The following is a 21668-nucleotide window of genomic DNA, read 5'->3' as shown; positions in this document are numbered from 1 at the left end:
TTTTATGAACAAGGGATTGTATTTTTGGAAGTCTAGTTTTGTTCCAAACAAAAAACAAGGAATTATGCTGGGGATTATACTTGTTATCATTCTGGCGGCTACTGCTGGTTGGTATTTTTTAGTCTATACGCCACATAAAAAACACGATCTGGAATTGCAGAATAAAAAAACTGCCTTAGAGCAACAAATTAAACAAGTCAGTACCTTTTACGAAGATCAGTTGAAGGGGGGGAGCATAGATCGCTTTTCTTTGCTGCTTAATGAAATGTACAAAAGCCGACTGGTATTAGGTTTAACCGGTTATAATGAGATTGGTTTCTCATGTAAAACCGATAACTGCACATTTAGTTATGTGATCAAACCTTCTCATGTATTTAATGTACAGAAAAAGATATTTTGGGGTAAGAGCTATTCATCGAGTTTTTCTAATAAGGGTATTAGCTTTTCTGGTATACCTGCAAAGCTGAATGATAATATTGTGTTGCAACATTATAGTAAAGGTAAAAATATCGACGCTGCCGACTGTGGTCAGGTGTTAAGTTATATATATGCTTTCAATTCAATTAATAAAAAATCGGATCAGATTACGATAGTAAAACCTCCTGCATCTTCAGTTCTTGATGTTGAAGAAAAAATTAAAGGCAATACAAAATATTATGGTCTGCTTTTTGGTAGTTGGACTGTAAAAGCCAAGGATGACATTGTTCATTTAATGAGTTTGTTTGAACGTCAGGCTTTCAGAGACAGTTTTATTATTAAAGGCATTGAATTCAAATCGAAAGAAGTGAAGATTTCAGGAGGCTTTGTATGCAAAAGTGGAAATTAATTTTATCGGCTCTATTGGCGTTGAGTTTTGTATCGCAGGTCGCTGATGCAGAAGATAACGTGCCAGCTAATGCTGCCTCTGCAAAGAGTCCTCAGCCAGAGGCTTTACCGACTCCAGTTCAGGATCATATGATTGAAATGATGCAGGATGATTTTTCTTTTGAAAATCAGAAACGCGTCTTATCAAATGAACTGGAGTTGGAACAACTCCGTGCGGCTATCCAAAAAGCGAAGGGGATCAGTACGCCTGTTGCTGAGCCGGTTATTGCCGCAACAACACAAGCCGGCGAAGCTGCGCCTGAATCTGCACCTGATGAAAATAAAATGGAAGAAGCAGTCGCTTTGCCAAAAGTGTTGCTTGTCTCTGAGATCGCCGGTATTTCCCGCGTTGCGGTTTCAGACAACGATGTGGTGAAGTTAGTTAAAATCAATGAAAAGTTTACCATGAATGGGCATCAGTTCCTGGTATATAACACTGGGCAAAATATGCCTTCTGTTAAGGAAGTGACTCAGTGAATCTAGATTTTCTTTATCTGACAAACGAATCCGTTACAGCGGGATCGTGGCGTTTTGTTGAGTATGAAGAAGATCTTATTACTGGCACTATCAACGATAATGAGTACTTACTCACCAGACTAACTTTGCTTGAGAAATTACCCACGTTAGAAAGCGATCTGTACAGATTAAATTCTTTTTATGGATGTAATGTCTGTGGTGTTGCAATTATCGTTGAGGATGATTATTACCGAATTCTAGAACAAACATCGGTTAATAAGAAAAAATTAAACCTTAATGATAACAGCGATATTCAGAACTCATTAGAAAGTATTCTCTTGAGTGCTGTTAACTTAGGTGCCAGTGATCTACATATTACTCGCAATGATAATATTGCCCAAATTGAACTTCGTGTAAATGGTGTGCTCAGTACTTTTATGCAAATGAAAGCTGATAAATGCGATGAGCTGGTTTTTGTACTCTATAATGTCGAGGCTAATACAAAAGATACCACCTGGAACCGGGCTATCCCACAAAGTGCAAATATATTATATACACTGGCCAACAGAAATTATCGCTTTCGTTATGCTCATTTCCCTATTTTTGGTGAAACAGCAGGTTGTTACCATGCTGTATTACGTATCATCCCATCAGGAATACAGAAAGCCGCTGTCGCCAGTTTAGATAAGCTGGGCGTCTCTGACGATGAACTTGCTGATTTGAAGAAAATTCTTAGCAACCCATACGGTGCTTATATTATTGCCGGTACCACCGGGTCAGGTAAGTCTACGACGCTTAAAAATTTGATGGAATGGTTACAGATCAACCGTTATGACGACAAAGGTTGTTTTTTAACGGTCGAAGACCCGGTTGAATATCAAATCTATGGCGCTAAGCAGAGTTCTGTACTCAATGCGGATGGTGGTGGTTTCCATATGGCGATCAAATCAGCGCTGCGCCGTGACCCGGATGTACTGATGGTGGGGGAAATTCGTGACACCATTTCAGCCAATGCTTTAGCGGGAGCCGTTGAAAGTGGTCACTACTGTTTTACTACTGTCCATGCGGGCAATATTGTTTCACTTTTACAGCGTCTGTCAGCTTTAGGTATTACCAGTGATAAGCTTTCTACGCCGGGTTTTGTGGCCGGTTTACAGTGTCAAAAATTGGTTCCAGTTCTTTGCAATAGTTGTAAGACAAGCAAGGATATTCAAATCCTGGGTAAAACATTCACTGTATATGTCCGTCATCATGCCGGGTGTTCTAAATGTAAAGATACAGGGATTTCTGGTCGTCAGCTTGTCCTCGAATATATGCGTCCCGGATATGACGAACTGGAAGCGATTGCTAAACAGGAGTGGCTGCGCGTTTATACAATCTGGCGAGCTAAAAGAAAAACCATGCCTTCAATGAGCGAAGGATTTGAAATCAAAGAAAAGGTGATGGCAAAGGTGATTGCTGGGAACGTCTGCACGTCATGGTTTGACATGGAATTCGGCGAGCTGGAAAGCAGTGATCTGGAGGTGATTCTTGAAAAAATTTAGTAAAGCTAACCGGCTCTATTTATATCAGTTTTGTGCCGATATGATTAATGCTGATCTTCCTTTGTATGAGTCTTTATTGAAGTTGCAAACAGAGGGCAAAGTATTATTAGGAAAATCTTTCAGCGTAAAATTGCAGGTTCTGATTTCAAAAATGAAAGTGGGTATTTCAATCTCATCTGTCTTTCAGGGGTTGATTCCACAGGATGAATTGAGTGTCATACATGCGTCAGAACGCAGCGGCGGTCTGGCTGACGGTTTTCTTACTTTGGTGAGTATCATTAACTATAACGAGTTGTTGAGAAAACAACTCGTTTCTGCAGTGACTTTTCCTCTTATTATGATGGTCATTGCATTAATAGTGATCACTGGGTATGCCCTAAAAGTATTCCCGGCTTTTGAAAAGGTCGTGCCGGTTTCCCATTGGCCACAAATAACCCAAATGTTGTTCGCTTTTGGCAACGCGTTGTATCACGGGCTATGGCTTATGATTTTACTGGGTGCGATAGGGGTATTCTTTTGTCTACGTTTTCTTATGGGAAACCTGACCGGATTATTAAGAAATAAATATTTAGACAGAGTATTGCCTTTTTCTACCTTTAAGCAGATTGCTGCTTCGGTCTTTTTGAATAACTTAGCCAGAATGTTAAAAAATAACATCCCAATTAATGACAGCCTGAATATTATATCCTTGAACTCAAACCGTTGGCAGAAATATCACGTTAACATGATGCTAAGTAAAATGACATCGGGTGCGAATTACGGTGATTCATTAAATACCGGTCTGTTTGGGGCCGAAGAGTTACTTAATATAACACTTTACTCTAGCTTACCCTCATTTAACGAAGTGCTGACTGCAGTTTCCGAGAGATCCAGAACTAAGATCCAGGAATACATAAAAAAAATATCGGGCTTGTTAAAGTCTTTGTCAACGCTAATTCTCGGTGGTTGTGTGATCTGGGTATTCCTTGCACTTTATGCCCTGACCGATGCGCTATCGAAAATGTCACAATATTAATTTTCTATAAGGATATAATTATGAAATCAAAATGTTATCTATATAACAAAGCTATTATTGCAACAACAATAGTATCCCTCTTTCTGACGGGTACTGCTTATGCAGGTAAAGTTAAATCTGATCCTGATCCTGAACCTAAGAGCGGTAGTTTTAAATATGTGGCACCCTTAGGTGGCGGGGATAACCAATGCCCTGGCCCCTATGAATCTATGGCAATAACTTTTGTAAATGAAACTGATGCACTCACTGAAAATCATGGGTCTGCAATGGTTTATAACGTGTTTTATGCTGTAAATGATCAACGTAAATACACAGGTGATCATGCGTATGTTGAACAGGATCAAAATGTTTTTCCGACAGAAAGCCCAAGTTTTCCTGATCCTAATGCTGCAACATTCGTTTCTAGTTGGAAGTCTTACGGTCCAATTGATGGCGTTTATGTTAATCCAACTAACACCCAGCAGAAACCGATTCATGATGGTCTGGATATGGGGTCTCATTTAAGAGAAGTATCATTACTGAACAGTAAAACAAATGAGCTTAGATCTCGTGGTGTATTGAAGGGTGATGAGTCGCTGAAGGTAATGACCGCCTATGCTTTGCGAAGCAATTTCATGGACTGGATTAATCCTGGTAATAATAATGTTACTATTCGACTTCCTGTAAGAAGCTATAAAGCACTAATAATTACTGCGCGGTCAACAAACCCTGTTGAGGCAAAAAAAGTAAATAAAGATGCTTGGAGTGATGGCCAAATTACCCCTTTTTCAGACCAATCAATTTACTTTGACGCTACCCAATCTTCCGCTGAAAATGGTTCAGTGATGAATGTTACGGAGGCTTCACGAGGTGGGTATCATTTTGCTTTGAAAACATTTCCGGCCAGCTCAACATTAAACCTCAGAGCCATAGACGAAATAGTATTTACTTCCGCGGGCCATGGTACTGACAAAAGTACTTCTAATACTGGAGCGACTACCGGTGACCCTGAAAGTGGATGGAAAAACAGTGACATTGAGGTAAAATACCTTAAAGATAAAACCACCGGCAACCCTATTAATTGTAATTAAGTAAGTTTTTATTTCAGGAGTTTGCATGGCTGAGTTTATATTATTTTCCAGTTATCCATTACTGGCTTTGGTCGTCGGGTTAGTTATTGGGAGTTTCCTTAATGTAGTGATTTATCGTCTGCCATTAATGATGATTCCCCTGCCGGAGGATGAACAGGAAATTGGTGCACCGGTCAATCTCTGGTGGCCACCTTCACATTGTCCGCAATGTGAAAAATCTGTTCTGAAACGGGATAATATACCGGTAATCAGCTGGCTGCTATTGAAAGGCAAGTGCCGGTTCTGCCATGCAAACATATCTGTGCAATACCTGATCACCGAGGCGGTGGTCGGGTTGTGGTTTGCGCTGATGTCACTTTATCTGGTGCCTCAGATCAGCGTGACAGCATTTGTTTTCAGTATGGCTTTCTTTTGCATTCTATATTGCCTGGCGGCTATCGATGTCAAAACTCTTTATTTGCCTGACCCTTTGGTATTCCTTTTGCTTTGGGGGGGCATTGTGGCTTCGGTTTTTGGAATCATTCCAGTAAAACCCCAGCAGTCTGTTCTTGCTGTCATTGTTTCCTGGGCCATCATGTACGGTGTAATGGAAATCTATAAAAAGGTTCGTCATCAGGATGGTTTAGGCTACGGCGATGTCAAACTTTATGCGGCAGTTTCCGCCTGGTTGGGGTTGGATTTACTACCAGAACTCATTTTAATTTCAGCTGTGCTGGGCGGATTCTTCTATCTGACTGCCTGGGCGTATTATGAAAAGATACTGCGTGTTTCTCAAAGCCCGCTGATTAAAGAGAATAAGTATATTCCTTTTGGCCCGGCGATTGCTCTGGCTGCCCTGATCCTTTTTCATATTAGCGTCGTGCAATAATGAAGGTCTGGCTGCTGTGTGTATGGGCGCTTTTGGTCGGTTCTTTGCCAGCCTATGGAAGCACTCAGGCCGATAATAACAGCGGTGTTTCACCGCTGCGCTTTAGCCAGCAGTTGTCGTTTGCTTCTCCGCTGGAGATCCCTTTGCGTATTACGTCTGGGTTTGGCCGTCGTTTTCACCCGGTTACAGCCCATTTTGCGCCGCATAATGGTTCGGATTTTTCGGCTCCGCCTTATAGCAAAGTGATGACGATTGAAGATGGCGTGGTGACTAAAATAGCCAGTGATCCTATTTCGGGCCGCTATATCGTCATTACCCATAAAAATGGCTGGGTGAGTGAATACTTACATTTAAATGCATTCAATGTTCATACCGACCAACGGGTACGAAAAGGGGATGTCATTGCCCTGTCCGGGGCTACGGGGAGAACTACCGGGCCTCATTTGCACCTTGAAATAAATTACCGGGGTCAGCTGCTGGACCCAACGCTAGTGCTCAATTCGCCTGCGTCAATGAATGAGCATTCTCAGATGCGATGGGTGAAAAATTCGCCCGACTCTGACAGCGTAAAAATCCCCAAGATTGCCCGCATTATTTTTGTCACCCAGCATGCGGGAAAACCTCGCATTGGTGTGAAAAAGGGTAAGAAGCTTATTTTTGCCAAACCGGGTGATAAAGTTTTCAATGAATTCAAAGTGGTATCCAATGGGTCTCGTTATAGCCTGCAAAAGCTTGATGGCAGATAAGAAACGAGACCTCTCACGCCCGGGTACGCCTGCACGACAACCGTTTGCCAATCACTCTTCCTGCTGTTAATTTCATTCCTATCGCAGATTTAAAGCGACCTGATGGTCGCTTTTTTTATGTCTGCGCCCCGGTATTCTGCGTTTTATTCTTTCCAATAACTCCCGGCTATAAGGCAATCACAGTGAGTACGCTCGAACATTATATCGGTAATACCCCTCTGGTGAAGTTACAGCGCCTGACCTACGGTCTGGACAGCGAAATTTGGGTCAAACTTGAAGGCAATAACCCGGCCGGATCGGTGAAAGATCGTGCCGCCCTGTTCATGATTGAGCAGGCGGAAAAGCGTGGGGAAATTCGTCCGGGCGATACGCTGATTGAAGCGACCAGCGGGAATACGGGTATTGCGCTGGCGATGATTGCTGCGCTGAAAGGCTACAAACTGAAATTGCTGATGCCGGAAAATATGAGCCTTGAACGTCAGGCATCAATGCGTGCATACGGCGCAGAACTGCTATTGGTTAGCCGCGCACAGGGTATGGAAGGCGCACGGGATCTGGCGCTGAACATGGAAAAGCAGGGGCAGGGCAAAGTGCTGGATCAGTTCAACAACCCGGACAATCCACTCGCGCATTTCACCACCACTGGCCCGGAAATCTGGCAGCAGACTCAAGGACGTATCACACATTTTGTATCCAGTATGGGCACGACGGGCACCATCACCGGCGTCAGCCGCTATTTGCGCAGCCAGAGTACGGATGTCACCATCGTCGGCCTGCAACCTTCTGAGGGCAGCAGTATTCCGGGTATTCGCCGCTGGCCGCAGGAATATTTGCCGGGCATTTTCAAACCTGAACTGGTCGATGAAGTGATGGACATGGGCCAGACCGAGGCCGAAGATACCATGCGCGCGCTGGCACGTGAGGAAGGAATTTTCTGCGGCGTCAGCTCCGGCGGTGCCGTGGCGGGTGCATTACGTGTGGCAAAAAGCCACCCCGGAAGCGTTGTCGTTGCGATCGTCTGTGACCGTGGTGACCGCTATCTGTCGACTGGCGTTTTCGATCTCTGATCCTATATTCATCAGTAGAATGTAAAATTAGAGTAAAAGCGGCTGCGCATTGCAGGCTTAGTGGTAAAAATGACCAAAATTTTAGCCAGGCGGAAAAATAATGAAAATTTTGTTAGTCGATGACGATCTCGAGTTAGGCACCATGCTCAGTGAATACCTGATTGCCGAAGGCTTTGATGCCTCGCTGGTGTTGACGGGGAAAGCGGGTGTGGAAGGTGCGATGTCTGGCGAATATACCGCGATGATCCTTGATATTATGTTGCCGGACATGAGCGGTATTGATGTGCTGCGTCAGGTGCGCAAAAACAGCCGCCTGCCGATCATTATGCTGACCGCGAAAGGCGACAATATCGATCGCGTCATCGGTCTGGAAATGGGCGCAGATGATTACATGCCTAAGCCGTGCTATCCGCGTGAACTGGTGGCCCGTCTGCGTGCGGTGCTGCGCCGCGTGGAAGAACAACAGGAATCGCATTCAGATTCCTCATCGGTCAACTACGGCGACCTGACGCTAAATCCGGCTACCCGCAGCAGCGAATGGCGCGGAATACCTTTTGATCTGACCGCCTCCGAGTTCAATCTGCTCGAGTTGCTGTTACGTTCCCCGGAACGCGTGGTGTCGAAAGACGAGCTGTCGGAGAAAGGTCTGGGGCGTCCGCGTGAAGCTTACGACCGCAGTATCGATGTGCATATCAGTAACATCCGTCAGAAACTGGGGTCACTGGATGGTGGCGATATTTTGACTATTGAGACGGTGCGTAGTATTGGCTACCGGATCCGATAAGCGTATGCGCGGAAGGTTGTTCTGGAAAATCCTCTTAGGATTTTGGTTTACCTTTGTTGCCATCACCCAGGGCCTCTGGGTGGTATTTGCCTTTTATAATCCTCATGAACCGCCGGAAAGCGGCATCGCGCGGCGTTTCGTAAAGTTGCAAATCAACTCTGCTGTCTCAATGCTGCACACCGGTGGAATGCCCGCGCTCAATGACATGATGGCCAACTGGCCGGACAGCGACCGCAAACTTTTCTCGGTAACGCCTTCACTGCTGCCCGCGCAAGGCAATACCGTGCAGGATCTGGAACCGGGTAAAATCCCGAATGAAGTGGTGGAATTTGTGCAGGCACCGGACGGGCAAGGGTATCGCCTGCGCTACGACGTTCAGGGACTAATGCACGAATACCGGCCACGGCGGCACAAAGACTTGCTGAATATCCCCCCGCCGCTGTTGTGGCTGGGTGGCCTGGGTGGATTATTATTCAGTGCGGTGCTGGCGTGGAATCTGACGCGCCCGATGCTGCAAATGCGTAAAGCATTTGGACGGGTGGCGCAGGGCGATCTGTCTGTACGGCTGTTTTCCAGCATGGGTAAGCGTCATGACGAGCTTTCTGAAGTGGCGCGTGATTTCGACGCCATGGCCGAGCGTTTACAAGTGCTGGTGAAAGCGCGCGAAGAACTACTGCATGATGTCTCGCATGAGCTGCGTTCGCCGCTGGCACGCTTGCAGCTGGCGATCGGGCTGGCCCGGCAGAATCCGTCGAACGTTGAAACATCACTCAGCCGCATCGAGCATGAAGCCGGGCGCCTGGATAAGATGATCGGCGAACTGCTCGCGCTTTCACGAACCGAAAGCAGCGAAATACCGGACGAAGAATATTTCGACCTGTTTGGGCTGGTCGAAGCGGTAGTTAACGATGCGCGTTATGAAGCGCAATTGCCCGGTGTGGAAATCGCCATGCATCCTGAAATACCGGATGACGCGGATTACACAGTGAAAGGTAACGCGGAGCTCATGCGTCGTGCGGTCGATAACGTGGTGCGTAACGCGCTGCGCTTCTCGGCGCGCGGGCAAACTATTACTGTTTCACTGGCGCATTTCGAAGATTACTTGCAGATTGAAGTGGCCGATCAGGGGCCGGGCGTGGAAGAGGATAAGCTATCGAGCATCTTCGACCCGTTTGTGCGCGTGAAGTCGCCGTTGTCAGGCAAAGGTTACGGTCTGGGGCTGGCGATCACCCGTAAAGTGATGGTCGCACACGATGGCAAAGTGGATGCCCGTAATGCGCAGCCGCACGGGCTGGTGATCACTCTGCAGGTTCCCCACTGGAAGATTCAGTAGCGATCCTCTGAATTCAGGCAATAAAAAACGGCGCATTAGCGCCGTTTTTCTTTATCGCTGAGCGAATTACTTCTTGATACGGATGATTGGGGTTTCGCCCACAGTCACGCTACCAGTCAGTTTAATCAGCTCTTTGATCTCGTCCATGTTAGAGATGACAACCGGAGTCAGGGTAGACTTCGCTTTCTCTTCCAGCAGAGCCAGATCAAACTCGATAATCAAATCACCTTTCTTCACACGTTGGCCTTCTTCAGCGATGCGTTTGAAGCCTTCGCCTTTCAGTTCCACCGTATCGATACCGAAGTGAACAAACAGTTCGATGCCACTGTCGGATTCGATTGAGAAAGCATGGTTAGTTTCAAAGATTTTACCGATAGTGCCGTCAACCGGAGCAACCATTTTGTTGCCAGTTGGTTTGATTGCAATACCGTCGCCGACGATTTTCTCAGCGAAAACAACGTCTGGCACATCTTCAATGTTGACAATTTCACCAGAGATTGGCGCTACGATTTCAATAGTGCCAACGTCTTTTTTATCATCAGAAACCAATGATTTCAGTTTATCGAACAAACCCATGATCTTCTCCTAAGCAATAATTTGGGCAGCTTTACAGCATCGCGCAATTAGCAGAGTGTTTTTTCTTCAATGAACTTGTTAACCAGGTTCATCAACTCTTGCGCCGTAGGTTGAGCCAGAGCCTCATCTGCCAGCGCTTTCACATCTTCGAAGTTTGTATTGCGAATAATTTTCTTGATGCGTGGAATTGAGATAGCACTCATGCTGAACTCGTCTAATCCCATGCCCAATAGAAGAAGTGTAGCACGTTCGTCACCGGCTAGCTCGCCACACATCCCTGTCCATTTACCGGCGGCATGAGATGCGTCAATAACTTGCTTGATTAAGCCAAGTACAGACGGAGACATTGGGTTGTAAAGATGAGAGATCAGCTCGTTACCGCGATCCACAGCCAAAGTATACTGGGTAAGATCGTTTGTACCAATACTGAAGAAATCGACTTCTTTTGCCAGATGGTGAGCAATCACGGCGGCTGCCGGAGTTTCAACCATCACGCCAACTTCGATAGTTTCATCGAATGCCTGGCCTTTCTCGCGCAGCTGAGCTTTCAACAGTTCGAGTTCTGCTTTCAGTTCACGCACTTCTTCAACAGAAATGATCATCGGGAACATGATACGCAGTTTGCCGAAAGCAGAAGCACGCAGGATACCCTTCAGCTGATCATGAAGAATTTCTTTACGGTCCAGACAGATACGGATTGCGCGCCAGCCCAGGAACGGGTTTTCTTCTTTTGGCAGGTTCATGTACGGCAGGTCTTTATCACCGCCAATGTCCATGGTACGCACGATAACCGCTTGTGAACCCATCGCTTCAGCAACGGCTTTATAAGCCTGGAATTGCTCTTCTTCGGTAGGCAGGCTGTCACGATCCATGAACAGGAATTCGGTACGATACAGACCAACACCTTCAGCGCCATTGCGCTCTGCACCGGCGACGTCGCGCACGGTACCAATGTTGGCACAGACTTCAACCTGGTGACCATCCAGCGTAATGGCCGGTAAGTCTTTCAGTTTAGTCAGTTCGTCTTTTTCAGAGATGTACTGGTTCTGAACCGCTTTCAGCTCGTCAATAATATCGGCTGTCGGGTTGACGTAGATTTTATTGTTTACGGCGTCGAGGATCAGATAGTCATCATTTTTGACTTGTTTGGTCACGTCGCTGGTACCCACGATAGCAGGCAGTTCCAGTGAGCGGGCCATGATTGAGGTGTGGGACGTACGTCCACCCAAATCAGTAATGAAGCCGAGCACCTTGTTCAGGTTCAGCTGTGCTGTTTCTGAAGGCGTCAGATCGGTCGCTACCAGAATCACTTCGTCCTGGATGGAGCTCAGATCAACAATTGCCATGTCCAGAATGTTGCGCAGAAGACGTTTACCGATATCACGCACGTCAGCCGCACGTTCTTTCAGGTATTCATCATCAAGCTCTTCCAGGGCCTTCGCCTGGCCTTCAATGACTGAGAAAGCGGCTGCGTCAGCAGAGGCATGCTCGTCTTTGATGAGGGCTATGATTTCCTGCTCAAGCTCTTCGTCTTCCAACAACATGATGTGGCCTTCGAAGATGGCTTCTTTCTCTTCACCGAAGGTCTCACCGGCTTTGGTCTTGATCACTTCCAACTGGGCGGACGCTTTCGCACGGCCAGTGAGGAAACGTTCAACTTCCTGATCAACGTGATCGGGAGAGATTTTTTTCCGGTTGATGACAATTTCATCTTCTTTCAACAGAAGTGCTTTGCCGAAAGCGATACCGGGAGATACTAAAATGCCTGAAATCATAACCCTACCTTTCTCTTGACTGGTTTAAACGATATAAGAGCGGCTTGTTGTTACTCGAGCTCTGCCATCAGTTTTACCAAGTGTTCAACGGCTTTCTGCTCGTCTTCACCTTCAGCTGAGAGGGTCACAACGGTACCTTGGGTCAGGCCCAAAGTTTGCAGTTTAAACAGACTTTTAGCACTGGCGCTTTTACCGTTTGAAGTCACGGTAATGTCAGAAGTGAAACCTTTCGCTTCTTTCACGAATTGTGCCGCAGGGCGAGTGTGCAGACCATTTGGTGCAGTGATAGTAACTTCTTGCTGGAACATTGTTGTTTCCCCAACTTATTAAAGTAATGTTGTGGAGCTAAAGTTTAGCGTATTGGCTTCACTTTGGCCTGAGAGATTCGCGCCTGACTATGGTTCAGGGGCTGGTTCTGATGCAACAGAAAAGAGAAAATACCGCACTCTGCGATAAAACTCTTTGCCCTAGATCTAGGCTTTCCTGTTCTCCCCCCATTATGCCGTCTTTTTCCCTCATGTAACAAATCGGTAAATCGATTCAGCGGGAGGCGGGATGGAAGTGATTAATTTCGCGCACCGAAATAATTGTCCGGTTAAATACTAAAACTGGCGGGTAAAATCAATGACAGAGTGGTGTAAAGTTTGACGTAGCCCACAAAAAAGCACCCCTTAAGGTGCTTTTTTGAGCGTTTTTAGCGATGTAGCATTATTGTTGCAATTCTTTTTCAGTGAATAAATCAGCAAACAATGCGGTACTCAGATAGCGTTCACCGGAAGACGGTAAAATCACGACGATGGTTTTATCAGCAAAGTCCGCTTCTTCGGACAATTTAACCGCAGCGGCTACTGCGGCACCGGAAGAAATCCCGGCCAGAATCCCTTCTTCTTCCATCAGACGGCGCGCCATTTGAATGGATTCGTCATTTGTGATCAATGTCACACGGTCCAGCAGTTCTAAATCAAGGTTGCCCGGAATAAAACCGGCACCGATGCCCTGAATTTTATGCGGGCCTGGTTTCACTTCGTCGCCGTTCAGCGTCTGGGTGATAACAGGGGAGTCGGTAGGCTCAACGGCCACCAGCGTCACGCTGCTTTTTTTGCTTTTCAGATACCGGCCCGCCCCGGTGATGGTGCCGCCGGTACCAACGCCTGCGATTAGCACATCCACATCGCCGTCGGTGTCTTCCCAGATTTCAGGACCGGTGGTTTGTTCGTGGATAGCCGGGTTCGCCGGATTGCTGAACTGCTGAAGAATTAAATAACGTTGCGGATCGCTGGCCTGAATTTCTTCAGCTTTGGCAATCGCGCCTTTCATGCCTTTCGCGCCTTCAGTCAACACCAGATTGGCGCCGAGGGCTTTGAGCAGTTTGCGGCGTTCAACGCTCATGGTTTCCGGCATGGTCAGCGTTAGCTTGTAACCGCGCGCCGCAGCGACGTATGCCAGCGCGATGCCGGTGTTGCCGCTGGTCGGTTCAACCAGTTCGATATCTTTGGTCAGAATGCCGCGTTTTTCGGCATCCCAAATCATGTTGGCACCGATACGGCACTTCACGCTGAAGCTCGGGTTACGCGACTCGACCTTAGCCAGGATGCGACCATTACCGATGCGGTTCAGGCGAACCAGTGGCGTATGGCCGATTGTTAATGAATTGTCTTCATAGATCTTGCTCATAACCCGTCCTTTAACTGTATGAAATATCCACGGTGGGAAGCTTTCAACACTCTGAAATTAGTGGGAATCAGAAAAGCATACGCGAACGGCTTTTCCAGTGAAGTAAGCTTTTGGTATTTGCTATATCGATAGGTTATTAAGAAATAAGTTTGAGGAGCAAAAGTCAAGTTAAGTCAACAGCCGCATCATACGGCTGTTGCGAGAAAAGGCTATAAAAACAAGTGCTGACGGCGATTAGCCACGCGTCGGGTTGATGTCGAGATTATTTCTGACGTACACCGAACGGTAGCGATCGCACCACATTGCCGTCGCGCCACACACTGCAACCGGAAGGATCACCAGATTCAGCACCGGGATCATCGTAAACAGGCTGACCAGTGCACCGAACTGCATATTGTCGATGCGGTTTTTACCCAGCGACCGGCGCATGTCGGCAAAACTGACTTTGTGATTGTCGAAAGGATAGTCGCAGTATTGAATCACGACCATCCAGGCGCTGAACAGAAACCAGAGCACCGGTGCGGCGGTCTGTCCAATCACCGGAATGAAGTACAGTGCAAACAGCACCAACGCGCGCGGGATGTAATACGCCAGCTTCTGCCATTCGCGTTTCATGATGCGCGGCAGATCTTTCATGATGTCCCAGATGCCGGTATCCGGTGGCGCTTTTCCGGTCAGCCGCGCTTCGAGCTGTTCCGAAAGCAATCCGCTGAACGGGGCGGCGATCAGGTTGGCAATCGTGCTGAAAAAATAGCTGAATACCAGAACCACGGAAATCACCGCGACCGGCCAGATCAGATAATCCAGCCAGCTCAGCCAGCCGGGCACGCGGCTCATCATCGCTGGGATCCATTCCCCGAGCTTTGTGAACAGCCACCAAAAGGCCCCCCCCATCAGAATTACATTGACCGCGAGGGGTAAAATCACAAAACGTCGTATCCCGGATAAGGAAATGAGCGTCCAGCCCTGTTTGAAATAATGCACGCCGTTGTGGTCAGCAGCGTTTTGCGATGAAGTCATAAAAGAAATTTTCTCTCTGAGTTGAATGACATGGACTATCATATCGGTATGATTTTCCACTGGCTAGCCGCCTGTTGGCTGAAAAAACAGCAAAAAAAGGTGCAACTATGATGTTTATTACCAGAAAGTAGTGTCCAGACTTGCACTTATCTACGTGGGCAAATAGAGTTAAACATGTATATGTTTGCCGTGGTGGCAATGAATTAGAACAACAGAGATAGCAATGATGCAGGATTTGCGTCTGATATTAATCGTTGTTGGCGCGATCGCCATAATAGCGTTGTTATTGCACGGTTTGTGGACCAGCCGTAAAGAACGCTCTTCGCTGTTTCGCGATCGTCCAGCTAAACGTATGAAAAAAGAACGGGACCCGTCTCCGTCTGACGATTTTGTCGATGGAGTGGGAGAGGTGCGCGTGCGTCCTGCTCATTCTCAGGACGAGCCGACTTTTGGTCAGTATGATGAACCAGAACAGTCTGCACCGCCACGTCAGCCGCAGGTACCCCCTGCGCAGCCAGCGCCTGTTGCACGTCCGCAGCAGCCTGCTCAGCCCCAACATCATGCCGTGCAGGAAGATCCGCTGTTAAGTGGCTATTCCGCCGCTGAACCTGAAACCGGATCCCGCCGCGAACCTGCGGTTGATTTCGCCCCTTCAGCGCCAGCAAGAACGCAGGCGCCGGTTCCTCCGCAGGATATTCATGCGGATGCGGCCCCTGCGGCAAAAGCAGAGCCTCAGCCTTCACCTTTTGCCCCTGCTGAGCCAGAAGTGCCAGCAGAAAAAGCAAAACTGAAAGAGACGGTTTTGGTGCTGCATGTTGCAGCGCATCAGGGTGGTGTTATCGGCGGTGAAGTGTTGCTCAACAGCGTGCTTCAGTCCGGTTTCCAGTTTGGTGCCATGAATATTTTCCATCGTCACGTCAGCCCTGCGGGCAGTGGCCCTGTGTTGTTCAGTCTGGCAAATATGGTCAAACCGGGTTCCTTCGACCCTGACAATATGTCCGACTTCTCTACGCCGGGGATTACGTTGTTCATGATGGTGCCTTGCTACGGCGACGCGCATCAGAACTTCAAACTGCTGCTGCAGTCTGCACAACGTATTGCTGATGATGTCGGTGCAATGGTGCTCGACGATGAGCGTCGTATGATTACGCCGCAGAAGCTCGAAACCTATAAAGCGCGGATCCGTGAGGTCCTCGAGGCGACTGCCTGACTCAGGCAGTTGTGACATCCCCCTTTTCAAGACCCCCGCTTGCGGGGGTTTTTTATCTCCACGGTGAGTCATGGCCACTATCGAAGAACAAATCAATCATTTACGCAGTCAGCTGCGCCATCACGAGTATCAATATCACGTTCTGGATGCACCTGAAGTGCCCGATGCTGAATACGATCGTCTGATGCGTGAGCTGCGTGAGCTGGAAACCGCACATCCTGAGCTGGTCACCGCCGATTCCCCGACCCAGCGCGTGGGAGCCGCACCGCTGTCCGAATTCGGGCAGGTGAAGCATCAGGTACCCATGCTATCGCTGGACAACGTATTTGATGAAGACAGCTATCTGGCGTTCTACAAGCGCGTTCAGGATCGGCTGAAAACCGCTGAGCCGCTGACGTTCTGCTGTGAGCTGAAGCTCGACGGTTTAGCGGTCAGTCTGCTGTACGAAAACGGGGAACTGGTGCAGGCTGCGACGCGCGGTGACGGCACGACCGGCGAGAACATTACCGCCAATGTGCGCACCATCCGTGCGATCCCGCTGCGTTTACAAGGCGACAATATTCCGGCGCGACTCGAAGTGCGTGGCGAAGTGTTTATGCCGCAACCGGGCTTTGAAGCGATGAATGAAGAAGCGCGTCGTACCGGTGGCAAAGTATTTGCTAATCCGCGCAACGCCGCTGCCGGTTCATTGCGTCAGCTCGATCCGCGTATTACCGCCAAACGTCCGCTGACTTTCTTTTGCTACGGGATCGGTGTGCTGGACGGCGGCGAATTACCGCGCAGCCATTTTGCACGTCTGCAACAGCTGAAAGCCTGGGGATTACCGGTCAGCGAACGCGTTCGCGTCTGCACCGGCAGTGAAGATGTACTGGCATTTTACCGTCAGGTGGAAGCCGATCGTCCGACGCTTGGTTTTGATATCGACGGCGTGGTAGTGAAAATTGACTCGCTGGATATACAGGAAACGCTGGGCTTCGTGGCGCGTGCGCCGCGCTGGGCGACAGCATTTAAATTTCCTGCGCAGGAGCAAATCACGCTGGTGAAAGACGTCGAGTTTCAGGTTGGCCGCACTGGTGCGATTACGCCGGTGGCACGCCTGGAGCCCGTGCTGGTCGCCGGTGTGATGGTCAGCAATGCGACCCTGCATAATGCTGATGAGATAGAACGCCTCGGTCTGCGCATTGGCGACACAGTGATTGTCCGTCGTGCCGGTGACGTGATCCCGCAGGTAGTCGGCGTGGTCATGGATGAACGACCGGAGAATGCCCGTGAAGTGGTGTTCCCGACGCATTGTCCGGTATGTAATTCCGACGTTGAACGCGTGGAGGGCGAAGCGGTGGCCCGCTGTACCGGCGGTCTCATCTGCGGCGCGCAGCGCAAGGAGGCACTGAAGCATTTCGTTTCTCGCCGCGCGCTGGACGTCGATGGCATGGGTGATAAAATTATCGATCAGCTGGTTGAGAAAGAATACGTCAAGAATCCGGCGGATCTGTTCCGTCTGACCGCAGGAAAACTGACTGGTCTGGATCGCATGGGGCCGAAATCGGCACAGAACGTAGTGAATGCGCTGGAAAAAGCTAAAGAAACTACGCTTGCCCGTTTCCTGTATGCGCTCGGTATTCGTGAAGTAGGCGAAGCGACGGCGGCCAATCTGGCGGCGCACTACGGTTCTGTGGAGGCGCTGAAAGCGGCAGATATTGATTCTCTTAAAACCGTGCCTGACGTCGGTGACGTGGTGGCGAAGCACGTGGTGAATTTCCTGTCGGAAGAGCATAACCAGCAGGTGATCGACGAGCTTCTCAGCCCGGAAATCAACATTCACTGGCCGGAAGTGCAGGTGATTGTACCGGAAGAAATCGACAGCCCGTTCTCCGGTAAAACCGTGGTGCTGACCGGTTCTCTTTCTGTCCTGTCGCGCGATGAAGCTAAAGATCGTCTGACGGCGCTCGGGGCGAAAGTTTCCGGCAGCGTGTCGAAGAAAACAGATCTGGTGATAGCCGGAGAAGCGGCGGGTTCTAAACTGGCGAAAGCGCAGGAGTTGGGGATTGCCGTTATCGACGAAGCGGAGATGATCCGCCTGCTGGGTGAATAAGCGATGGAAAAAGAAGATCTGATCCAAATCGCCAACATGGTGATGCCCTTTGGGAAATATGCCGGACGGGTGCTGATTGACTTGCCGGAAGAATATCTGCTGTGGTTCGCCCGCAAGGATGAATTTCCGCAGGGCAAACTCGGAGAACTGATGCAACTGACGCTGACTATTAAAAGCGAAGGGCTGCAAAGTCTGATTAACCCGCTGCGTCGCAACGGGCCGGGTTTAGGCGGCACTGACGATTAACGTCAGACTGCATAATGAAGAAAGGCGCTAATACCAGCGCCTTTCCTGTTTTTACGACTCTGTCATGGGCACTTCTTTCAGCGCTTTCTCCTTCTGTTTCTTCTGATACCTTTTCGCCAGCACCGCACACGTCATGAGCTGAACCTGATGGAAAATCATCAGCGGCAGCACCATCATGCCAATCGCACTGACCGGGAACAGAATATTTGCCATCGGAATGCCATTTGCCAGACTTTTCTTCGAACCGCAGAACACAATGGTGATTTCATCAGGTTTGCTGAACCCCATCCAGCGCGCCATGTAAGTATTGATCACCAGAATAAAGGCCAGCAGCACCAGACTGAACACCACGATAAACAGCAGCGAACCGATGCCCACCTGATGCCAGATCCCCTGCGTCACTGCTTCACTGAAGGCGGAATACACCACCAGCAGGATCGACGTCTGATCGGTTTTACCAATCATTTTGCGGTGACGCTCGACGAACCCGCCAATCAGAGGACGCAGCAGATGCCCGGCAATAAACGGCACCAGCAGTTGCAGGACGATATGCCCGACCTGCTCTAAACCATTACCCGTTGTGCCCTGCACGTGCATCAGCAGGCTGACCAGCAGCGGTGACACAAAAATCCCCAACAGGCTTGACGCCGAGGCGCTGCACACAGCTGCTGCAACGTTCCCACCAGCCAGGGATGTGAAGGCGATTGCCGACTGTACGGTCGCAGGCAAAATACACAGATAGACGAAACCGCTGTAAATCTGCGGGCTGACGTCCACCGGATGCCACCACTGAAACAGCAGGCCGAGCACCGGGAACAAAATGAACGTGCTAAACATTACCCAAAGATGCAGCCGCCAGTTATTGCTGCCCTGGAAAATCGCCTCGCGGGACAGTTTGGCACCGTGCATAAAGAACAGCAGGCCAATGGCGAAAATGGTCAGGTTATTAAAAAACGCAACGAACAAGCCGCTGGCCGGGAAAAATGTCGCTAGCAAGACGACGGCGATGAGTGTCAGGGTAAAGCGATCGGGTAAAAAGCGCATAACATGTCTCGAAGAGTTATTTCTGAATGCGGCTATTTTGTGCCTTTGTGGTACAATTAAAAAATTGATTTATTTAATCCATTGATGCGAAAAATTCATGAATTATTCACTAAGACAGCTTCGCGTATTTGTCGCCGTTTCGTGTCACGGCAGCTTCAGCCGCGCAGGTGAGGCCATTGGCCTGAGTCAGTCGGCGGTCAGCCACAGTATGAAAGAGCTTGAAGTGGAGATGGGCGTAAGGTTGCTCGATCGCACTACGCGTGAAGTGGCGCTGACCGATGCCGGGCGTCGTCTGGCAAACCGCGTGGAACCGCTGCTGGATGAACTGCACGCCATGCTGCTCGATACCCGCAGTTTCGGCACGCAGTACAATGGCCGCGTGCGAATTGCGTCCAGCCAGACCATTTCTGCTCAACTGATGCCACAATGCATTGCCAGCGGTGAAAGGCTTTATCCTGATATCCGCATTTTATTACGCGATCAGGCGCAGCAGCTGGTGCTCAACAGCGTGCGTAATGCCGAAGTGGATTTCGGCATTGTGATCGATCCCGGTGAGAATACCGATCTCGACTGCGAGCCGGTGTTGCATGAGCCTTTTTTGCTGATGTGCCGGGAAGATCATCCGTTTGCCAGCCAGACGTCGGTGAAGTGGCAGGCCTTAAACGGGTGCAAACTGGTGTTACAGGATTACGCCTCGGGCAGCCGCATACTCATTGATAAAGCGCTGAAATCACAGGGGGTGAAGGCGGAAGTCGTCCAGGAAATCGGGCATACGGCCACGCTGTTCCCGATGGTGGAAGCGGGGATTGGCATCAGCGTATTTCCGGCGCTGGCGTTGCCTGTACCCCAAGGCAGCAGGCTGGCGATCAGGCCGCTCGAACCGGAAATCAACCGCGTGCTGATGCTGGCGAAGCGCAAGAACCGGTCGCTGTCGCCTGCGGCACAGGCCATCTGGCAGGTGGTGAAAGATCAGGCATTAATACTGAGTGAAAACCGCAGCCAGCAGGGCGCGTTCAAACCCTGACACCATGCCGGCTGTTTCATGCTGAACGTTGGTTAGACGTAAATATCAATTGCATTGGTGTCGGTCGGCTTGTTCACGCCTTCCTCTTTGTTGATGTCAGTGGCCGCTTCGGCTTTTTGCTGTTTTTCCAGCGCTTTCTCCGCCTGCTGCTGCTGGATCTGTGCAATCTGTTGTTGCAGCATTTCGATCTGCTGCTGTAACAGTTCCTGCTGTTGTTTCACGTCTTCTGAGTCGCCGCCTGAACTGCTCAGATTCTTAACCTGTTCGGTCAGTTTCTGGATCTGTTTAGTCAACTGTGCAATCTGGCTGCTGCTGCCCGCATCACTGCTTGAAGACGAACTCACTGCACTGCCGGTGGCACTGATAGTGCTCATAATAGCCTCGCTTAGTGTGAATAAAATTTTGCACGTAAGGGTGCTTAAGCGTTATCGGCGGCGATTGGCCCGGCTTTATTGATTTTGCAGTTTCCTTACGTTTTAACGTGCTCCCTGCACTTCAAGCTTTGGCCACAGCGCCAGCCAGCCCTTGCTGCTGACACGTTCGGCAAATACCGCCGGGATCGCGTGGCGCGGATTCGGCGTGATAGTGAAGTGGAACAAACTTTCCAGCCCGAGCGGGGCGTTCAGTTCTATCTGCCCGTCTGCATTTATTCGCGCGCCAATCGCTGTTTCCACTTCTACCCAGTAACTGATGGCCTGCGCGCTGGAAGCGTAAGGTGCGTGGCCGTGCCGTTCATGCATTCGTGCCTGATTCTTCACCGACCACGGCAGGTCGGGCGCAGCTGCCTGCAATCGCTGCTCTATACGCGCATCAGCCTGTGCTGAACACTCTTCTGGATTGAAATACACTACGTCGATGTCGTTGAGCGGCGTGGCGCGCGAATAGCCGTGCAGCCGGTCCCACACCAGATTGCGTACAAATCCCGCCGCCAGCCAGCCATCGTTCAGCCCCAGTTTTTGCACTTCCATCAGCGCCCGCAGATGCAGCGGTTCTTCGCTGAGCCAGATGATAATTTGCTGCTCCATGTCTTTCATGCACTGTTCTCCACAGGAATGGGATCTCATTGTAGCCATATTTGATGACAGCGCGGCAACGCACCGTTTCGGATTTTGCTGCCACACCGACGCGCCAAAATGAAGCAAACCGACCAGCGGAAGGGTGTCAGGCCGCGTTAATGCTGGATCTGCTAAGTGGTACAGCCTTTGCAGGATGTGATATGCCGCAGAAAAATCGGGCAGAACTGCGACTTTTCTCTTCCAA

Annotated in this window: 22 protein-coding genes; 14 read left to right on the top strand and 8 right to left on the bottom strand. The window is 49.3% G+C overall.

The features are described from left to right. Positions 1 to 4 precede the first annotated feature (4 nt). From GE278_15600 to GE278_15555, 10 genes are all read left to right on the top strand, one after another. Positions 5 to 826, top strand: a complete 822-nt coding sequence (locus GE278_15600; protein ID QLK62109.1) for a hypothetical protein — start codon at positions 5 to 7, stop codon at positions 824 to 826. Continuing rightward, positions 808 to 1341, top strand: a complete 534-nt coding sequence (locus tag GE278_15595; GenBank protein QLK62108.1) for a hypothetical protein — start codon at positions 808 to 810, stop codon at positions 1339 to 1341. Before GE278_15600 ends, GE278_15595 begins: the two co-directional genes overlap by 19 nt. After that, entirely contained in the window at positions 1338 to 2864 is a 1527-nt protein-coding gene (locus tag GE278_15590) for a pilus assembly protein (GenBank protein ID QLK62107.1), read from the top strand. The genes GE278_15595 and GE278_15590 overlap by 4 nt, the downstream gene beginning before the upstream one ends. Further along, positions 2851 to 3879, top strand: coding sequence for a type II secretion protein F (locus GE278_15585; GenBank protein ID QLK62106.1), 1029 nt, complete (start codon positions 2851 to 2853; stop codon positions 3877 to 3879). Before GE278_15590 ends, GE278_15585 begins: the two co-directional genes overlap by 14 nt. Before the next feature lie 20 nt (positions 3880 to 3899). Continuing rightward, positions 3900 to 4949, top strand: coding sequence for a hypothetical protein (locus GE278_15580; GenBank protein ID QLK62105.1), 1050 nt, complete (start codon positions 3900 to 3902; stop codon positions 4947 to 4949). Between the two features lie 25 nt (positions 4950 to 4974). Then, positions 4975 to 5817: a prepilin peptidase gene (locus tag GE278_15575; protein ID QLK62104.1), complete on the top strand. Its 843-nt coding sequence runs from the start codon at positions 4975 to 4977 to the stop codon at positions 5815 to 5817. Continuing rightward, a complete protein-coding gene (locus tag GE278_15570) occupies positions 5817 to 6563 on the top strand; it encodes a peptidoglycan DD-metalloendopeptidase family protein (protein QLK62103.1) in 747 nt (248 codons plus the stop codon). Before GE278_15575 ends, GE278_15570 begins: the two co-directional genes overlap by 1 nt. 182 nt (positions 6564 to 6745) lie before the next feature. Beyond that, a complete protein-coding gene (cysM, locus tag GE278_15565; protein ID QLK62102.1) occupies positions 6746 to 7630 on the top strand; it encodes a cysteine synthase CysM in 885 nt (294 codons plus the stop codon). 100 nt (positions 7631 to 7730) lie between these two features. Further along, on the top strand, positions 7731 to 8414 hold the full coding sequence (locus tag GE278_15560; GenBank protein QLK62101.1) for a response regulator: 684 nt from the start codon (positions 7731 to 7733) through the stop codon (positions 8412 to 8414). After that, positions 8395 to 9747: a HAMP domain-containing protein gene (locus tag GE278_15555; GenBank protein QLK62100.1), complete on the top strand. Its 1353-nt coding sequence runs from the start codon at positions 8395 to 8397 to the stop codon at positions 9745 to 9747. The genes GE278_15560 and GE278_15555 overlap by 20 nt, the downstream gene beginning before the upstream one ends. Positions 9748 to 9813: 66 nt before the next feature. Here GE278_15555 and GE278_15550 read toward each other — a convergent pair whose 3' ends face one another. From GE278_15550 to cysZ, 5 genes are all read right to left on the bottom strand, one after another. Then, a complete protein-coding gene (locus GE278_15550; GenBank protein QLK62099.1) occupies positions 9814 to 10323 on the bottom strand; it encodes a PTS glucose transporter subunit IIA in 510 nt (169 codons plus the stop codon). A 47-nt stretch (positions 10324 to 10370) separates the two neighbouring features. Continuing rightward, positions 10371 to 12098 (bottom strand): phosphoenolpyruvate-protein phosphotransferase PtsI, encoded by a 1728-nt coding sequence (ptsI, locus tag GE278_15545; GenBank protein ID QLK62098.1) that lies wholly within the window; start codon positions 12096 to 12098, stop codon positions 10371 to 10373. 50 nt (positions 12099 to 12148) lie between these two features. Then, entirely contained in the window at positions 12149 to 12406 is a 258-nt protein-coding gene (ptsH, locus tag GE278_15540) for a phosphocarrier protein Hpr (GenBank protein ID QLK62097.1), read from the bottom strand. Between the two features lie 400 nt (positions 12407 to 12806). Further along, on the bottom strand, positions 12807 to 13772 hold the full coding sequence (cysK, locus tag GE278_15535; protein QLK62096.1) for a cysteine synthase A: 966 nt from the start codon (positions 13770 to 13772) through the stop codon (positions 12807 to 12809). 234 nt (positions 13773 to 14006) lie between these two features. Beyond that, the gene (gene cysZ / locus GE278_15530) at positions 14007 to 14792 is read right to left on the bottom strand and encodes a sulfate transporter CysZ (protein ID QLK62095.1); all 786 of its coding nucleotides are present in this window, start codon (positions 14790 to 14792) and stop codon (positions 14007 to 14009) included. A gap of 223 nt (positions 14793 to 15015) precedes the next feature. On the opposite strand from cysZ, the gene zipA reads away from it, so the two are divergent. The 3 genes from zipA (at position 15016) to GE278_15515 (ending at position 18340) form a co-directional block, all read left to right on the top strand. Then, positions 15016 to 16002: a cell division protein ZipA gene (gene zipA, locus GE278_15525; protein QLK62094.1), complete on the top strand. Its 987-nt coding sequence runs from the start codon at positions 15016 to 15018 to the stop codon at positions 16000 to 16002. Positions 16003 to 16072: 70 nt separating this feature from the next. Continuing rightward, positions 16073 to 18094 carry an NAD-dependent DNA ligase LigA gene (gene ligA, locus GE278_15520; GenBank protein QLK62093.1) on the top strand — a complete coding sequence of 674 codons (2022 nt, stop codon included), beginning with the start codon at positions 16073 to 16075 and terminating at the stop codon, positions 18092 to 18094. Between the two features lie 3 nt (positions 18095 to 18097). Further along, the gene (locus GE278_15515) at positions 18098 to 18340 is read left to right on the top strand and encodes a cytoplasmic protein (GenBank protein ID QLK62092.1); all 243 of its coding nucleotides are present in this window, start codon (positions 18098 to 18100) and stop codon (positions 18338 to 18340) included. Positions 18341 to 18391: 51 nt separating this feature from the next. Here the strand turns inward: GE278_15515 and GE278_15510 are convergent, their stop codons facing one another. Then, positions 18392 to 19384 (bottom strand): bile acid:sodium symporter, encoded by a 993-nt coding sequence (locus GE278_15510; GenBank protein QLK62091.1) that lies wholly within the window; start codon positions 19382 to 19384, stop codon positions 18392 to 18394. Between the two features lie 97 nt (positions 19385 to 19481). Here GE278_15510 and GE278_15505 point away from each other — a divergent pair, with 97 nt between their 5' ends. Then, on the top strand, positions 19482 to 20408 hold the full coding sequence (locus GE278_15505; GenBank protein ID QLK62090.1) for a LysR family transcriptional regulator: 927 nt from the start codon (positions 19482 to 19484) through the stop codon (positions 20406 to 20408). Between the two features lie 32 nt (positions 20409 to 20440). Here the strand turns inward: GE278_15505 and GE278_15500 are convergent, their stop codons facing one another. Together GE278_15500 and GE278_15495 are read right to left on the bottom strand one after the other, a co-directional pair. Continuing rightward, a complete protein-coding gene (locus GE278_15500) occupies positions 20441 to 20782 on the bottom strand; it encodes a FlxA protein (protein QLK62089.1) in 342 nt (113 codons plus the stop codon). 102 nt (positions 20783 to 20884) lie between these two features. Next, complete coding sequence (locus GE278_15495; GenBank protein QLK62088.1) at positions 20885 to 21442, bottom strand: nitrate reductase; 558 nt, start codon at positions 21440 to 21442, stop codon at positions 20885 to 20887. Between the last annotated feature and the right edge of the window lie 226 nt (positions 21443 to 21668).

The organism is Enterobacteriaceae bacterium Kacie_13 (genome assembly GCA_013457415.1).
Taxonomy (GTDB): domain Bacteria; phylum Pseudomonadota; class Gammaproteobacteria; order Enterobacterales; family Enterobacteriaceae; genus Rahnella.
The sequence above is the reverse complement of the archived record's forward strand: the minus strand, read 5'-3'. Positions and strand labels throughout refer to the sequence as shown.

Coding starts and splice junctions, on each gene's coding strand:
- GE278_15600 (QLK62109.1), top strand. CDS start 5: ATGAACAAGGGATTGTATTTTTGGAAGTCTAGTTTTGTTCCAAACAAA.
- GE278_15595 (QLK62108.1), top strand. CDS start 808: ATGCAAAAGTGGAAATTAATTTTATCGGCTCTATTGGCGTTGAGTTTT.
- GE278_15580 (QLK62105.1), top strand. CDS start 3,900: ATGAAATCAAAATGTTATCTATATAACAAAGCTATTATTGCAACAACA.
- GE278_15575 (QLK62104.1), top strand. CDS start 4,975: ATGGCTGAGTTTATATTATTTTCCAGTTATCCATTACTGGCTTTGGTC.
- GE278_15570 (QLK62103.1), top strand. CDS start 5,817: ATGAAGGTCTGGCTGCTGTGTGTATGGGCGCTTTTGGTCGGTTCTTTG.
- GE278_15560 (QLK62101.1), top strand. CDS start 7,731: ATGAAAATTTTGTTAGTCGATGACGATCTCGAGTTAGGCACCATGCTC.
- GE278_15550 (QLK62099.1), bottom strand. CDS start 10,323: ATGGGTTTGTTCGATAAACTGAAATCATTGGTTTCTGATGATAAAAAA.
- ptsI (QLK62098.1), bottom strand. CDS start 12,098: ATGATTTCAGGCATTTTAGTATCTCCCGGTATCGCTTTCGGCAAAGCA.
- ptsH (QLK62097.1), bottom strand. CDS start 12,406: ATGTTCCAGCAAGAAGTTACTATCACTGCACCAAATGGTCTGCACACT.
- cysK (QLK62096.1), bottom strand. CDS start 13,772: ATGAGCAAGATCTATGAAGACAATTCATTAACAATCGGCCATACGCCA.
- cysZ (QLK62095.1), bottom strand. CDS start 14,792: ATGACTTCATCGCAAAACGCTGCTGACCACAACGGCGTGCATTATTTC.
- zipA (QLK62094.1), top strand. CDS start 15,016: ATGATGCAGGATTTGCGTCTGATATTAATCGTTGTTGGCGCGATCGCC.
- ligA (QLK62093.1), top strand. CDS start 16,073: ATGGCCACTATCGAAGAACAAATCAATCATTTACGCAGTCAGCTGCGC.
- GE278_15515 (QLK62092.1), top strand. CDS start 18,098: ATGGAAAAAGAAGATCTGATCCAAATCGCCAACATGGTGATGCCCTTT.
- GE278_15510 (QLK62091.1), bottom strand. CDS start 19,384: ATGCGCTTTTTACCCGATCGCTTTACCCTGACACTCATCGCCGTCGTC.
- GE278_15505 (QLK62090.1), top strand. CDS start 19,482: ATGAATTATTCACTAAGACAGCTTCGCGTATTTGTCGCCGTTTCGTGT.
- GE278_15500 (QLK62089.1), bottom strand. CDS start 20,782: ATGAGCACTATCAGTGCCACCGGCAGTGCAGTGAGTTCGTCTTCAAGC.
- GE278_15495 (QLK62088.1), bottom strand. CDS start 21,442: ATGAAAGACATGGAGCAGCAAATTATCATCTGGCTCAGCGAAGAACCG.